Source organism: Candidatus Pelagibacter communis (genome assembly GCF_001180205.1).
Classification (GTDB): Bacteria; Pseudomonadota; Alphaproteobacteria; order Pelagibacterales; family Pelagibacteraceae; genus Pelagibacter; species Pelagibacter ubique_O.
This window is the reverse complement of sequence record NZ_CVSU01000071.1, coordinates 1-15,539: the sequence shown is the minus strand read 5'-3', so window position 1 is coordinate 15,539 and position 15,539 is coordinate 1. Positions and strand designations below refer to the sequence as shown.

The window sequence follows — 15,539 nt, the reverse complement described above, 5'->3', positions numbered from 1 at the left end:
ATGCAAAAAAAGCAAAATCTATTTTTGGATATTCAATTTTGTATTTATTTTTAATTTTTGTTCTTTTTTTAATTGATAAAATTTTATGATAACACCTGACGAAAAAACAAAGAAAAAAAATATTATCACTGCTGTAGCAATTTTAGCATTTATGGTATTTTTATTTATTTTTACTTTATACAACGTTGGAGTATTTGATAGACAGATATGATTAAAGGCAAAACATTAACTCCTTTACTTTTAGCTGGGATTTTTATCCTTATGTTAGGATTGTCTTTTGCAGCAGTGCCTTTGTATGATTTATTCTGTAGAGTTACTGGTTTTGGAGGAACAACCCAGGTTTCAAAAGAAGCTCCAAAAATAGTGTTAGATAAGGTTGTAAGTGTGAGGTTTGATACAAATGTGAATAATCTTGATTGGAATTTCAAAGCAAAATCAAACGTTATTGATGTGAAGGTTGGCCAGGTCAACAGAATTGAATTTGAAGTTGAGAATTTAGGAAACGAAACGACTCATGGTGTAGCTAGTTTTAATGTTTCACCAGCAAGTTTTGGCAAATATTACAGTAAATTAGGATGTTTTTGTTTTGAAAAACAAGAGTTGAAGGCAGGAGAGAAGGCAACTTACGTAATGACTTTTTATTTAGACCCTGATCTTGTGAAAGATCCAACTACAAAAAATCTACAAGATGTAACTATGTCGTACACTTTTTTCTCGACAGATTACTATAAACAATCATAATCACGAAAAATGTCAGCAGAAAAAAAACACGATTACCACTTAGTTGATCCAAGTCCTTGGCCAATCTATACATCTTTTGCATGCTTAGTATTAGCAATAGGTGCAATTTTTTATATGCATAACGGAATTTCATGGGGCATGTATCTTGGTTTAGCTTTATTAATTTATGGTGCATATATGTGGTTTAGAGATGTAGTAATCGAAGCTGAACATCAAGGTCATCATACTCCTGTTGTTCAAATTCATCACAGATATGGAATGACTTTATTTATTGCTTCAGAGGTAATGTTCTTTGTTGCATGGTTCTGGGCTTACTTTGACATAAGCTTGTTTCCAAATGAATTTGTTGGAAATGTATGGCCACCAAAAGATATTGAAACATTTGATCCTTGGGACATTCCATTAATAAATACTCTAGTTTTATTATTATCAGGAACAACTGTTACTTGGGCTCATCACGCTTTATTAGAAGATGATAGAAAAGGATTTATACAGGGATTAACACTAACTGTTATTCTTGGATTCTTTTTTACTTTATTGCAAGCATACGAATACCATCACGCTACTTTTACTTATTCAGGCCATATTTATGGAGCTGTATTTTATATGGCAACAGGTTTTCATGGTTTTCATGTCATAATTGGAACGATATTTTTAGCAGTATGTTTGTGGAGAGGAAGACTTGGTCATTTCACTAAAGATCATCACTTCGGATTTGAAGCAGCTGCTTGGTACTGGCATTTCGTTGACGTAGTGTGGTTATTTTTATTTGCTGCAATTTATATTTGGGGAAGTTAATATTTATCCTTGAAGAATAAATTACTATTTTCAGTTTTCGTTTATTTTATTATTTTAACTCTTCTCTCCCTAGGGTTTTGGCAAATTTATAGATTAAATTGGAAATTAGAGCTAATTGAGCAAATAGAAAATTCTTTGAAAAACGACCCTGTGGAATTATCCAACATTGAAAAAAAAAACTATCTTAGAATTAAAACAAGTGGAGATATTGATTTTGATAAACAAATTTACTTGTACAATTTAAATGATGCAGGGAAACCTGGATTTGAGGTAATTAATCCAATAAAAATTGGTGAAGAAAATTACTTAATGAATAGGGGATGGATACCTTTTGAAAAAAAAGACCTACCTGAAATAAACTTAGTTGATCAAAATCAAATAGTCGGCACTCTTATGCTGCAAACTAAACCAAGCACATTCAAGCCAGAAAATGATATTGAGAAAAATTATTGGTTTACTTTGAATAGAGAAGATGTTTCAAAATTTACTGGAAGAAATTTTTCAGAGTATGTCATTTATTTAAACGGTAATTATAAAATTCCAAAACCAAGAGTGATTACTGCTAAAATTTCAAATAATCATAAGAAGTACGCAATTACTTGGTTTTCTATGGCGATTTCAATCCTTTTAATATATTTATATTTTAGGAAAAAAAATTATTAAATGAGATACGTAAGTACAAGAGACACATCAAAAACCTTTGAATTTAAAGACGTTTTTATCAAAGGTCTTGCCGAAGATGGAGGTTTATTTATTCCAGAAACATTAGTGAAATATGGAGAAAATGAAATTAGAGATTTAAAAACACTTAGTTATTCAGAGTTAGCAAAAAAAATTGTTTATCCATTCATTGGTAATTTTATGTCTGAAGCTGAATTGGGTAAAATTATTGATAAATCTTACTCCACATTTAGAAAGGATAATGTTGTAGATTTCATAAAGCTTGGAGACAAAATAATATTAGAATTATTTCATGGTCCGACTTTAGCTTTTAAAGACGTTGCAATGCAACTTTTAGGTAACTTTTACGAATATTACCTAAACAATGAAAATCAAAAAATTAATATTGTTGTTGCCACATCTGGAGATACTGGTGCTGCAGCAATTGATGCAATTAAAGGTAAAAAAAATGTTAATATTTTTGTGCTTCACCCAGATAATCGTGTTTCACCAGTGCAAAGAAAATTGATGACAACAGGTAAAAATGAAAATGTATTTAACATAGCTATAAAGGGAAATTTTGATGATTGCCAAAACCTAGTTAAATCTATGTTTGCAGATAAGCAGTTTTCAAATGATATCAAAATGTCAGGGGTGAACTCAATTAATTGGGCAAGGATTATCGCTCAAAGTGTTTATTATTTTTATAGTTATTCATTGGTTGAAAATACAGGTGAACCAACAAATTTTTCAGTACCAACAGGAAATTTTGGAGATGTCTATGCTGGATATTTAGCCAAAAAAATGGGCTTGCCTATAAATAAATTGATTGTTGCAACTAATCAAAACGACATTTTACACAGAGCAATATCAAAAGGTAGTTATGAAGCAGAAAAGGTTTCAGAAACCATTTCTCCTAGTATGGATATCCAAATAGCTAGTAATTTCGAGAGACTTATATTCGATCTTAATAATGAGAATGATAAACAGACTATATTAGATATGAAAAATATTAGAGACAATGGAAAATATTTAATTGGTGATGATAAATTAAATAAAATTAGAGAAAATTTTTTATCAGCTAGTCTGAGTGAAAATGAGACTTTGGAGGTTATTAAAAATGTGTATGAAAAATTTTCTGTAGTTTTAGATCCACACACAGCAATTGGATATGGTGCTTACGACAAACATAACTTAAAAGGAAATAATATTGTACTAGCAACTGCACATCCATGTAAATTTCCTGATGCTGTTACCAAAGCTATTAATTTAAAATCTGATTTACCAAAAGAACTTGAGTTTATTTTGAATGAAAAAGAAGAATATGATATAGTTGAAAATAATTTAGAAAAAATTAAAAACTACATCAAAGGTAAAACAAAATGAAAATTAAAGAAGGGGAACAACTTCCAAATTCAGAATTTTATTATTTAGACTCAAGTGGAGCAGCAAAAAAAATAACTACAGCAGAAGTTTTTAAAAATCATAAAACAATTGTGATTGGTGTTCCTGGAGCATTTACAAAAGTTTGTTCCGCAAAACATCTTCCAGGGTATGTTAATAATTACGAGGAAGCAAAGAATAAAGGGGTTACAAAAATTATTTGTGTTTCAGTTAATGATCCAAATGTGATGAAAGCATGGGGTGATAGTCAAAAAGTTGAAGATAAAATATTTATGGCCGCAGACCCATATTGTGAATTTACCAAATTAATTGGAGCAGAAATAGATAGACACGATCGGGGTCAGGGAATGAGGTCAGCAAGATATACAATGTTAATTGACGACAATGTTGTAAAGAAAATACAAGCAGAAGAAGATACTGCCGCTTGTGAAATTTCAGCAGCTCAAAATTTTTTAAAATTAATCTAAATTTGCTGCTTTTTTAGCTAGATAGTCCACCTCTTCATTTAAAGGGTTTCCATCATGAGCTTTAACCCAATTCCATTGAATATTAAGCGATTTATTTAAATTATATAGATCAATCCATAAATCTTTATTTTTAACATCTTCTTTTTTTGTGGTTTTCCAATTATTAGCTAACCAAGTATTAATCCATTCAGTTATTCCATTTTTTACATATTGTGAGTCCGTATATATTTTTATTTCAATACCAGGCTTCATATCTTTCAATGCATTAATTGGGGCTAACAACTCCATTCTATTATTTGTTGTATTTTTTTCGTTACCACTAATTTTTTTTATTTCTTTTCCATCATTTATAATTGCAGCCCATCCACCATTACCTGGATTTGTTAAACAAGAACCGTCTGTATAAATTGTAATCATTAATTTAAATAATCTTTAAATGAACTTAAATTATTGTGAGAAAGTAATTTTTGATAATATTCATTAGGGTCTTTAATTTTAATCAATGCTGTTTTTGGTGTATTTGAGTAGTCATACAATCTTGTTAATAAATATCTTAATGCTGCACCTCTACACAAAATATTTATAGATTTTTTTTCTTTCATTGAAATTTTTTTAACACTTTCATACCCTTTGATTAAATTTTTAATTTTTTTATTATTTAAACGGAATTTTCTCTTTTTATAATCAAAACAAAGAGCATTGATGCATATAGCAATTTCATACATAAAATAATCATTAGCAGCAAAGTAGAAATCAATAATTCCAGAAAGTTTATTTTTTTTGAAGAAGATATTATCTATAAATAAGTCACCATGGATAATACCTTTGGGCAATTTTTTAGGCCAATATCTATTAATATGTTTTAGGTTATTGTTTAAGAATACTTTTAAATTTGAAAACTTTTTTGACTTAAATTTAATATTTTCCAACAAAGGTTTTAAATTCTTAATACCCATCGAATTTTTTCTATTAAGCTTCATTGTATTTGTGGCCACATGCATTCGAGCAATTGTTTTACCAACTGTATAACAATCATTTATATTTAATATTTTTTTATCTTTACCTTCTAAGAATGATACAATACATGCGGTTTTATTTTTTAATTTAATAAGATACTTATTATTTTTAGTTTTCAGAGGCTTAGGACAATTTATTTTTGAATTATTTAAATTATCCATTAATTTCATAAAAAAAGGTATTTCTTTTTGTAAAACTCTTTTTTCAAATATAGTTAAAATGTATTTTTTCTTTTTTGATTTAAGAAGATAGTTTGTGTTCTCTATTCCTTGTTTGATACCTTTAAAACTTATTATTTTATCAATATTAAAATTTTTATTTATAATATTAATTTCTTTTTGATTTATTTTTGTATAGACAGCCATTTTAATTTAATTTTTTGGGAGCTTTAAATACTACATCTTCTTTAATTATTTCAACTTCATCAATACTTATAGAAAATTTATTTTTTAAATCATTAATAAAATTCTTAACCAATATTTCTGGCGCAGATGCTCCTGAAGATATACCTATAGTATTGCAATTTTCTATTTGATCAAATGGTATTGAGCTTTCTGAATGAATAAGTTGTGAATTTTCACACCCTGATTTTTTTGCCACTTCAACTAGTCTAACAGAATTTGAAGAGTTTCTACTTCCAATAACAAAAAACATATCACAATTTTTTGCAATATTTTTTACTGCCATTTGACGGTTAGTAGTTGCATAACAAATATCTTCTTTCATTGGTTCTTTTAAATTAGGAAAATTGGTTTTTAAAATTTTGATTATTTCTTTTGTATCATCAACTGACAAAGTAGTCTGAGTGATATATGCCAATTTTTTGTTTAGTTTATTTTGATAGTTTGTAGCATCTTCCTCATTTTGGATTAGATCTATAGAACCTTTATTTAATTGACCCATAGTTCCAATTACTTCTGGATGATTTTCATGACCAATTAAAATTATATGGTACCCAGCTTTATTAAGATTTTCTGCTTCTCTATGAACCTTAGAAACAAGTGGACATGTGGCATCCACATAAGTCATTTTATAATTTTTTGCATCTTCAGGTATTTTTTTTGGAACACCATGTGCTGAAAAAATTACTGGTCTTGATTTATCTTTTATCTCCTCCAGCTCTTCGACAAATATTGCCCCTTTATTTTTTAAATCATCTACAACATACTTGTTATGGACTATTTCATGACGCACATAAACTGGAGCTCCAAATTTTTGTATAGATTTTTCAACTATTTCAATTGCTCTTTCTACCCCGGCACAAAATCCACGGGGCGCAGATAATAATATTTTTAATTCTTTATTTTTCATTTTTTTCTAGAAAATATTCCAGCAATATATGTGGAAAGGTTAAAGACGCCAAACCTATAAATATTATTTTTAAAATTGCACTATCCAAATTGTATGAATTTTCAAGCAGATATAGAGCAATAAAAGAAAAAATAGCTGTCAAAATTGTTAACGGTAAAGCTTTTTTAACAAACAATCTAAATCCATTAACTAAACTATTTGGATCAAGATCAATAGCTAGTGAAATTGAATGTCTAATCGAGTGTAAAAAACAGAAATAAACAGTAAAAGCTATTAATGGAGATAAATAGTAATTTAATATTAAAATAGAAAAATAATCTAAAAAAACTACAAATTTTTTGATTTCAAAATTCTTTAGGAAAAGAAAAATACTAGACAGGGTGCTACAGAATATTCCTATTTGAATTACATTATTTGTCTCAATAAAATTTAAACTTGAATAAAATGCCTCACTATCGATTAATAATAATTTGAAAATTGCTATTGTTTCCTGAAAATGAAAATACAAAGGAGCAAGTATAACTAAAAATCCCTTAAAAAAATAAAGTATTTGAGTGAAATAAGATCTATCATTAATCAAAAATTGTGTATCCTCTTTTCCAAAGTGGTAGGAAGCGATCATTAAAAAAATAATTAAAGTTATGGATGGTAACAATATCCAAGTTACGATAACTAATGCCGAAATTAAAATATAGATAATGTAGAATATATAACTTGATTTTATGTTAAACAATTTAAGCAGTTTTTTTCCTTTAATATGATCTAAAGACCCATGGGAAACACCTATAATTAAAATTAAAAGTAAACACAAAATTGAAGAAATATTTAAATTATTAAACTTGAACAGTAAAATACAAAAAATGTTTACAACAAAGAAAAAAATAAATGAATGATTTAGATTTATTTTTTTTATTTTATTGATCATTTTAAATTAATTCTTTTAAAAATTTCCATTTTGGCATTTTTAGAATTACCTCTAAATCTTCAAAAAAACTGCTTTTATTTGATAAAAAATTGATAGCTGTTTTAGGTTTTGAATTAAAAACTTTGAAAAATATATTTCCCATTTCATTGGAATTATTTTTTAAAACTCTTAATAAGATTTTATCTAAAAAATCATATTTTGAATTAATTTTAAATAAATTTACATTTTTAATATTTTCTATATTTTCTCTTATATATCTGCTCTGTTCTTGAATATTTAGGAACGTATAACCCGTACTTAATCTAGTCATGCCTCCTGCAGAGCCTATGTAAATTTCATTTGATTTACTTACATTTTTTTGTCTAAAAAGTGGGATTGCTCCAGTTTCTTTGAAATTAATTTTACAGTTTCTGATATTTAAATGTTTGCTTAAATAATCATCAATTTGTTCGTCATAATCTTTGAGTTTTTCGTCATTTAGTTCAGATATCCAAGTAGTTTCAACTAATGCATTTCTTTTAGTATATGGTAGCGTATAAAAAAAATGAACTTTGTTTCTTTGATCACAAGCAAAGTCCATCAAATTGAATATTTCGTCATCAAAAAAGTCTTTATCTGTTTCTATTTCAACTCCACAAAAGTGTTGCCATAACTCACTCTGTTTATTCTCAAAATTAGGTACACTATTAAAAACTACTGAATTTGATCTATCTATTTCATCAATACTTTTAAAAAACTGAATATTTTTATTTAATTTAAGTTTTGAAAGTATTTTTTCGTAGAACATACCACTATCAATTGTTTGATATGGTGTAGTTTCACAATCTACATATTTTGTATTGTTGGGTGTATTTATTGTAAAATTATTCCAACTTTTTTTGACACAGTCATCAAAATTATGGGAAAAAACCTTCCAAAATGACCAGGTTTTATCTCTTTTATAATCTTCTCTTGGTTCAATAATTGCTAAAGTTTTATCTTTTAATTTTTCATAAACTTCCAGCTCATATGCTAATGAAAGACCTGCGCAACCTCCCCCTATAATTATGTAATCAAATTCTTTCATTTAAATTTATATCTTCATTAATTAAATTATGATCATGATTAATATTATCATCGTTTTTACTAATAAGTGATAACTTAATTAAGTCAAAAATAGATAAAAAAGTTTCAATAATTTTTTCAATATTTGAAACATAAATTTTTCCTGACTTTTTATAATTTTCTATGTTTTGTTTGTTTAAAATTTTATATCCTATTTTTCTATAAACTCTTCTTGCTACTAAAATAGAAAATCTGAAACTTAATGGTATTTCTTTAATTGAGTAAAATGAGTTTTTATAAAACTGCTCTGAAAGCTTGATTGTATTCTTTATGTCCTCAAAACTTTCATTGATATAAAATCTATTATTTTTTTTATCTTCCATAACATCTCTAGAAATATTTGTTAATTGCATAGCAATCCCAAGATCAATAGCTGATTTTAGAGATTGTTCTTTGTGAACATTCAATATCTTAGCCATCATCAATCCAACTGTTCCAGCCACCCTGTATGAATATATTAATAATTCTTTTTTTGATTTAAGTTTAACATTTTCTTTTATATCAGAATTAATACCCTCAAATAAATCGTCTACAATTTTAGTTGAAATATTGAATTCATTAATAAGATCCCACATGTTTTTAATGACTGGATCATCGTAATTTTTGTTTACAAAATTCTTTTGAAATTTAATAAAATTATCTTTTTTTATTTCAATATTGTTTTCATCATCAGCAATATTATCTGCTTCTCTACAAAAATCATAAAGCGCAGAGCATTTTTCATAGGTTTTTTTTGGTAAAAAAAAACCTGCCCAGTTAAAAGATTTTGCGTAAATAGCTAAATAATTCTTTGTTAACATTAAAATAATTTATCTAAAACTTTTGCTGAAGAGAGAACACCTGGTACGCCAGCCCCTGGATGTGTGCCTGCACCAACAAAGTATAAACCATCATATATTTCAGATTTATTATGAAATCTAAAGTATGCGGATTGTGTAAATTTAGGTTGAATTGAAAACCCTGATCCAAATTTTGTATTTAATTCTTTCTCAAAGTAATCAGGTGTTAGATAAAAGTCCTCAACTATATTATTCTTAAGATCCGGCATTAAGTCTTTTTCCATTTTTTCAATTACAAGATTTTTCATTTTCTCACCTTCAGTTTCCCAATTTATTTTTGACTGATTGTTAGGAACAGGTACTAACACATAAAAACAATCATTTCCTTCTGGGGCCATAGTTTTATCAGTCGCTGTAGGTCTGTGAAGATAATAGCTAATATCGTTATTTAATTTTTTCTTATCAAATATGTCATCAAGATGCTCTTTATACTTGTTTCCAAACTTTATTGTATGATGTTCAACATTGTCATAAATTTTTTTTGTTCCAAAATAGTAAACAAATAAACCCATAGAATATTCCATTCGATTTTTTTTCCAATTAAACAACATGGAATTTTCGTTGCTTTTGCTTAACATCTTCTCATAAAATGCAGGTGGATCTGCATTACAAACAACATTATCTGCACCAATTTCATTTTCATTATTTAATTTTACACCACTTATTTTATTATTTTTTGATATAATTTCTGTTACTTCACTGTTTTTTATTATTTCAATACCAACCTCATTCATTAATTTTTCAAAACCTTTAATTATATTTCCTGTTCCTCCAACTGAATAATGTATTCCCCATTTTTTTTCTAAATAAAGAATTAATCCATAAATAGAAGTGGTGGTAAAAGGGTTTCCACCAACTAGTAAAGGATGCATGCTAAGCATTCTTCTTAATTTTTCATTTTTTATATAAGATGAAACAAGTGAGTAAACTGATTTATAACTTTTAAGTTTTAACAGAGCAGGCAATTGTTGCATCATTACGAAAGGTTTATCAAATGGTACATCTGCAAGTTCTAAAAAACCTTTATCAAAGATTTTTTTTGTAAAATTAACTAATTTTTCGTATCCATTTACATCTTCTTTACTAAGTTTCTCAATTTGGTTTTTCATCTCTATTTCGTCGCCTGAATAGTTAAATTTAGTTTTGTCCTCAAAAATAAACTGGTACCAAATTTTAAGTGGAGTTAGTTCTATATAATTTTTTGGATCTTTATTGAATAACTCGAACAATTCATTAATTAAGTAGGGTGCAGTAATTACTGTTGGTCCAGCATCATATATAAATCCGTTTTTTTTAAAAACTCTTGCTCTTCCACCTAGATCTGGATGTTTCTCTATTAATTTTACGTTATGTCCTTTTGCCTTAAGTCTTAGCGCTGCTGCTATCCCACCAAATCCTGATCCAATGACTATAGAGTTCATTTTAATAATTTATAGCTTTTTTGAAAAATTGTAAGTGTATTATGAGTTAATTTTTTTTAACTCTGCTTTAGTTTCATCTAAATTTTTTTGAAACACAGCATCTAATTTTGACTTGTCTACAGATGTAGTTATTATTTTTTTAACTGAGTCGACGGCAATTTTTATTGATGCGTCCTTAATTTCTTTTAAAGCTGCTTCTTTCATCTGACTTATTTTATTTTCAGCTATATTTTTTTTAATTTCTGATGATTTATGAAACTTATCATTCATCTCAATTATTAATCTATCTGCATCTTTTTTGGCGTTCTCAAGAATTTCGTTGCTAACAGACTGAGCTGTATCTAATTTTTTTTGTGAGTTATCTAATAGTGTTTTTGCCTCAGTTCTTAATTTTTCACTTTCATCAATTTCATTTTTAATGTCAGATATCATTTTATCTAACATTTCAGAAATTTTTTGAGGAATTTTAAGATAAATTAACGCTCCAAAAAAAATAATAAATGATATGGCTACCCAAAATGTTGCATCAATTGCCATAGTATTTATCTCCATTTCTTTTAGATAGATCGTCAACAATTGCAGATATACTACTATTATTTACTTCAGCTCCAATTAGTTTTTGCAATAACTCAGATGAAGTCTCAATAGCAATTTTATTTATTTTATCTGGCGCATTTTTTCTTAATGCATCTATTTCTTTTTCAGCCTCAGCAATTTCACTATCAATTTGCTTATCAAGCACTTCTCTTTTTGCACCAATATCTTTTAGTGCTTTTTCTCTAGCTTGATTGAAAATACTATTAGCCTCATCTTTGCTTTTAGATATAATTTCATCGTATTCTTTTAGTTTTGCATCACTATCTTCTCTTTGTTTCTCAGCAGCCTCAATATTTTCTAATATTTGAGATTTTCTCGATTCTAAGTTGTTACTAATTTTTGGTAGTATTAATTTAGATAAAACTAAATACATAATACCAAAAGTGAGTATTAGCCAAAAAATTTGAGAAACCCAAAACTCTGGATTTAATTGAGGCATACCTCCACTTTCAGCTGCAAAAGCTTCTTTAATAAAAAAGAAGCTAAAAAATATTGACTGAAAATATATTTTTTTAACCATCAATTTAAAACGCAAAGAGAATGATTAACGCAACTACTAATCCGAATAATCCTGTAGCTTCTGCAAGTGCGAAACCTAAAAGCAAGTTAGGAAATTGTTTTTGTGCTGCAGATGGATTTCTCATTGCACCAGACAAATAATTTCCAAAAATTATTCCGATACCAACACCGGCTCCAGCTAAAGCAATTGCTGCTAAACCTGCTCCGATCATTTTTGCTGCTTCTAATTCCATTATATCCTCCTCTGTTATTAATGGTGTAAATTTAATGCATCATTTAAATAGATGCAGGTTAAGATTGCAAAAACATAAGCTTGAAGAAAAGCAACTAAGATCTCCAAACCAGTTAACGCAACCGAAAAACTTAGTGGAAGCCACCCACCAACTATTCCAAGGCTTATTACAAAGCCTCCGAAAACTTTCATCATTGTATGACCAGCCATCATATTGGCAAATAATCTAACTGATAAACTTATAGGTCTACTTAAATAAGAAATTATTTCTATAATAACAATTAAAGGGAGTAATACTGCAGGCACTCCACTTGGAACAAATAATTTTAAATATCCAAATCCATGTTTAATAAACCCAATTACAGTCACTCCAATAAATATAAATGCTGCGAGCACAAATGTTACAATGATATGACTGGTTACAGTGAAAGTATAAGGTATCATTCCAAACATGTTACAAAATAATACAAACATGAATAGAGAAAATATAAATGCAAAGTATGGTTTAGCTTTTGATCCAGCTGTATCGCTAATCATTTTGGATACAAAGGTATAGCTAAGTTCTGCTAATAATTGAATTTTGTTTGGTAGTATTGAATTTTTTTTTGATCCTAAATTAAAGATTAACAAAATAGATACAGTACTTAAAATCATGAACAAACTTGCGTTCGTAAATGATATGTCGAATGCTCCAACTTTAATTTCAGGTCCAATTCTATAAACGTCGAATTGGGACATAGGATTTGCTGCCATAATACTTATTTATTTTTGCATTTTTTTTGCAGATCTAATCACATTGGTTATTCCAGCAACTACACCAACAAAAAAAAATATTAATATAAACCAAGGTTTAGTACCAAAGGTCTTGTCAAAAATAAACCCAATAATTGTCCCCACAGCTACTGCAGAAACAAGTTCTGTGCTTAATTTGAATGCAGTTCCTATAGGTGAGGGGTCATTCTTCTTATTGTAAAGATTTTTCTTTGAAATCTTGCTTTTTGCAATCTCTAAGCGAGTTTTGAAAGGGTCTTTTGGCATTTATATAGTTTAAGCAACCATACTCTCTGCTTTTTGTAAATCAACAGCCACAAGCTGACTAATTCCTTTTTGAGGCATAGTTACCCCATATAGTCTGTTCATTTTTGACATAGTTAATGCATGATGAGTTACAATTATGAATTTGGTGTTGGTGATTTTAATTAGTTCCTCAAGTAAACTACAAAATCTTGTTACGTTAGCATCGTCAAGCGGCGCATCAACCTCATCCAATACACATATAGGTGAAGGGTTTGTTAAAAATACTGCAAAGATTAATGAGAGGGCAGTCAATGCTTGCTCACCTCCAGATAACAAAGTTATAGATTGAAGTCTTTTTCCTGGAGGACTAACCAACATTTCTAAACCTGCTTCAAGTGGATCATCAGAGTCCACCAATTCTAGTTTGGCATTTCCACCATTGAAAAGTTTTGTATAAACTTCATTAAATTTTCTATTAACTTTTTCAAAAGCTTCAATCAATCTTTCCCTTCCTTTTTGATTAAGTTCATTGATGCTGTCTTTCAATTTCACGATAGCGGTAACAAGATCGGCACGATCCTGTTCCATTTTTTTTATCTCTTCTTCATATTTACTTGTTTCTTCATCTGCTTTTAAATTTACAGATCCTAATTTTTCTCTTTCTTGTTTTTTCTTGTCTAAAGCATCTTCTTGATCAACTGGATTTGGAAGCTCTTCTACTCCATTTAAATTTGAATTTTCTAAAATATTATCTTCATTTAAATTTAGCTCAGAACTTATTCTATCAAGCAGATCATTTTTTCTTTTTTGCAGGCCTTCAATTGTGGCTCCTGAGCTTGCTTTTCTTTCTCTGATTTGAATTGATTGTTCTTGTATTTCATTTAATTGCGTTCTTAACATTTCAATTTTTTGATCTGTTTCATCTATAATCGCTTCATTATCAATTTTTTCTTTATCTGAAATTCTTAAATTTTCTGAAATTTGACCTTTTCTCTCTGCCTGTGCTCTAGGTTGATTTTCTAAATCACTTAATTGTTTTGATAATTTTTCTTTTCTTTGTGTTAGTTCATTAACCATTTTTTCTGAGTTAGTTAATAAATTTTTCCAACTTTCAATTTCCGTTTCAATGGTTTTAATTCTTTCATTTCTTTTTATAGACTCATTTTTAATTGATTGATTTTTACTATATGCATCGGCATATTTTTCTTGGAGTAATTTTATATTTTCTGATTTTTCGCTAACTCCTAATAACTCACTTCTAGATCTTTCATTTTTTAAATCATTTAAAAAACTATCTAGCTCCATATTACATCTATCTAGAAGTGTTACTGCTTGATTTATTTCATTACTATCTATTAATTCTTTTACCCTTGATATAGTGTTTTTTACATTTCTTATTGGACCGACACTTATATTTACAGTTTCTTCTGCTAAACTGTTTACAACTTCATCAACAGCTTTTTGTTCTTCTTTAAGTTTATTTTTTGCACTTTCTAACTCTTCATTAGATAATTTTTCTGTTTCAAAATACTTCGCGTCTGTCTCAATTAATTCAGTTTTTTCTTCCTTCAATCTTTTTTCATTTGAGTTAGCGTCTATGATTATCCCTTTTTCTCTCGTGATATCATCATCAAGTGTTTGAATTGATTTTTTGATGCTTTCTATCTCATCTTGAATTCTTGTATTCTCCTCATCTAAACTTTGAAGTTCTAAATTAAGTCTTTGTATCCTTGATAAATTTTCAATATTTTTCTCTCTCAATGGATTTACTTTATCTGTAAAAGTTTTAATTGAGTTTTCTAATTCAGATATTTTGTTATTAAATCCTTCTACTTCTCCTTCTGCCTCAGTATTAATTTCATTTTCTATTCTAATTTCTTTATCTATTTCTAATAATTTTAAATAATATAAGCCTGCTTCAATTTTTTTAATTTGATCTGAAATTAGTTTGTATTTTGTCGCCTCTTCAGCTTGTTTTTGAAGATTCGCTAATTGTTTTTCTTGCTGTCTTCTTAGTTCATCTGCTCTTTTTAAATTATTCTCAGCCGCACCTAATCTTAATTCAGCCTCATGTCTTCTAACGTGTAAACCAGATATTCCTGCAGCTTCTTCTAAAATAGCCCTTCTATCTGTTGGTTTCGCTGTTACCAATGCACCTATTCTTCCTTGACTAATCATGGATGGAGAGTGCGCACCAGTCGAAAGATCTGCAAAAAACATTTGAGCATCTCTTGCTCTTACCTCTTTATCATTTATGTAAAATTTAGATCCTTTATCTTTTTCTATTTTTCTTCTAACTTGTATTTGCTCTGTTTCACGGTATTGAATAGGACCTTCTTTATCTTTGTTTTCAACTTCAATTGAAACTTCTGCAATATTTTTTGACGCTTTGTTAGATGTTCCTGAAAAAATTACATCCTCCATACCGGATCCACGCATACTCTTTGCAGAGGTCTCTCCCATTACCCATCTTAAAGATTCTACAAT

Annotated in this window: 19 protein-coding genes; 6 read left to right on the top strand and 13 right to left on the bottom strand. The window is 28.4% G+C overall.

Annotated features, from left to right (window positions below; genetic code table 11):
• Positions 1–85: 85 nt before the first annotated feature.
• From AMO08_RS02825 to AMO08_RS02800, 6 genes are read left to right on the top strand one after another with little or no spacing between them, the layout of a single operon-like run.
• On the top strand, positions 86–211 hold the full coding sequence (locus AMO08_RS02825) for a serine protease (RefSeq protein WP_075484931.1): 126 nt from the start codon (positions 86–88) through the stop codon (positions 209–211).
• Complete coding sequence (locus AMO08_RS02820) at positions 208–741, top strand: cytochrome c oxidase assembly protein (RefSeq protein ID WP_256997646.1); 534 nt, start codon at positions 208–210, stop codon at positions 739–741. The genes AMO08_RS02825 and AMO08_RS02820 overlap by 4 nt, the downstream gene beginning before the upstream one ends.
• A 9-nt stretch (positions 742–750) precedes the next feature.
• A complete protein-coding gene (locus AMO08_RS02815; RefSeq protein WP_023854769.1) occupies positions 751–1,539 on the top strand; it encodes a cytochrome c oxidase subunit 3 in 789 nt (262 codons plus the stop codon).
• 9 nt (positions 1,540–1,548) lie between these two features.
• Positions 1,549–2,202: an SURF1 family protein gene (locus AMO08_RS02810; RefSeq protein WP_075484929.1), complete on the top strand. Its 654-nt coding sequence runs from the start codon at positions 1,549–1,551 to the stop codon at positions 2,200–2,202.
• Positions 2,203–3,585: a threonine synthase gene (gene thrC / locus AMO08_RS02805; RefSeq protein WP_075484927.1), complete on the top strand. Its 1,383-nt coding sequence runs from the start codon at positions 2,203–2,205 to the stop codon at positions 3,583–3,585. It abuts the gene before it with no gap.
• Positions 3,582–4,070, top strand: a complete 489-nt coding sequence (locus tag AMO08_RS02800) for a peroxiredoxin family protein (RefSeq protein WP_075484925.1) — start codon at positions 3,582–3,584, stop codon at positions 4,068–4,070. The genes thrC and AMO08_RS02800 overlap by 4 nt, the downstream gene beginning before the upstream one ends.
• Here the strand turns inward: AMO08_RS02800 and rnhA are convergent.
• The 13 genes from rnhA to AMO08_RS02735 all read right to left on the bottom strand — a co-directional run.
• Positions 4,062–4,487 (bottom strand): ribonuclease HI, encoded by a 426-nt coding sequence (gene rnhA, locus AMO08_RS02795; RefSeq protein ID WP_075484923.1) that lies wholly within the window; start codon positions 4,485–4,487, stop codon positions 4,062–4,064. The two genes, AMO08_RS02800 and rnhA, sit on opposite strands and share 9 nt — an antisense overlap.
• Entirely contained in the window at positions 4,487–5,452 is a 966-nt protein-coding gene (locus AMO08_RS02790) for a homoserine kinase (RefSeq protein WP_075484921.1), read from the bottom strand. Before AMO08_RS02790 ends, rnhA begins: the two co-directional genes overlap by 1 nt.
• 1 nt (position 5,453) lies before the next feature.
• Entirely contained in the window at positions 5,454–6,398 is a 945-nt protein-coding gene (gene ispH / locus AMO08_RS02785; protein WP_075484919.1) for a 4-hydroxy-3-methylbut-2-enyl diphosphate reductase, read from the bottom strand.
• Positions 6,388–7,323: a Brp/Blh family beta-carotene 15,15'-dioxygenase gene (locus AMO08_RS02780; protein ID WP_075484917.1), complete on the bottom strand. Its 936-nt coding sequence runs from the start codon at positions 7,321–7,323 to the stop codon at positions 6,388–6,390. The genes ispH and AMO08_RS02780 overlap by 11 nt, the downstream gene beginning before the upstream one ends.
• 1 nt (position 7,324) lies before the next feature.
• Positions 7,325–8,389: a lycopene cyclase family protein gene (locus AMO08_RS02775; RefSeq protein ID WP_075484915.1), complete on the bottom strand. Its 1,065-nt coding sequence runs from the start codon at positions 8,387–8,389 to the stop codon at positions 7,325–7,327.
• On the bottom strand, positions 8,376–9,227 hold the full coding sequence (locus AMO08_RS02770) for a phytoene/squalene synthase family protein (protein WP_075484913.1): 852 nt from the start codon (positions 9,225–9,227) through the stop codon (positions 8,376–8,378). The genes AMO08_RS02775 and AMO08_RS02770 overlap by 14 nt, the downstream gene beginning before the upstream one ends.
• Positions 9,227–10,687, bottom strand: a complete 1,461-nt coding sequence (gene crtI / locus AMO08_RS02765) for a phytoene desaturase family protein (protein WP_075484911.1) — start codon at positions 10,685–10,687, stop codon at positions 9,227–9,229. The genes AMO08_RS02770 and crtI overlap by 1 nt, the downstream gene beginning before the upstream one ends.
• 39 nt (positions 10,688–10,726) lie before the next feature.
• Positions 10,727–11,224, bottom strand: coding sequence for a F0F1 ATP synthase subunit B family protein (locus tag AMO08_RS02760; protein WP_179850738.1), 498 nt, complete (start codon positions 11,222–11,224; stop codon positions 10,727–10,729).
• Positions 11,214–11,804 carry a F0F1 ATP synthase subunit B family protein gene (locus tag AMO08_RS02755; RefSeq protein WP_075484909.1) on the bottom strand — a complete coding sequence of 197 codons (591 nt, stop codon included), beginning with the start codon at positions 11,802–11,804 and terminating at the stop codon, positions 11,214–11,216. The genes AMO08_RS02760 and AMO08_RS02755 overlap by 11 nt, the downstream gene beginning before the upstream one ends.
• A gap of 4 nt (positions 11,805–11,808) precedes the next feature.
• Positions 11,809–12,036 carry a F0F1 ATP synthase subunit C gene (locus tag AMO08_RS02750; RefSeq protein ID WP_006997791.1) on the bottom strand — a complete coding sequence of 76 codons (228 nt, stop codon included), beginning with the start codon at positions 12,034–12,036 and terminating at the stop codon, positions 11,809–11,811.
• 17 nt (positions 12,037–12,053) lie between these two features.
• On the bottom strand, positions 12,054–12,788 hold the full coding sequence (locus tag AMO08_RS02745; protein WP_075484907.1) for a F0F1 ATP synthase subunit A: 735 nt from the start codon (positions 12,786–12,788) through the stop codon (positions 12,054–12,056).
• 9 nt (positions 12,789–12,797) lie between these two features.
• Positions 12,798–13,073, bottom strand: a complete 276-nt coding sequence (locus AMO08_RS02740; RefSeq protein WP_075484905.1) for an AtpZ/AtpI family protein — start codon at positions 13,071–13,073, stop codon at positions 12,798–12,800.
• Positions 13,074–13,082: 9 nt separating this feature from the next.
• Positions 13,083–15,539, bottom strand: a 2,457-nt coding sequence (locus tag AMO08_RS02735; RefSeq protein WP_075484897.1) for a chromosome segregation SMC family protein, incomplete at its 5' end; no start/stop codon positions are given.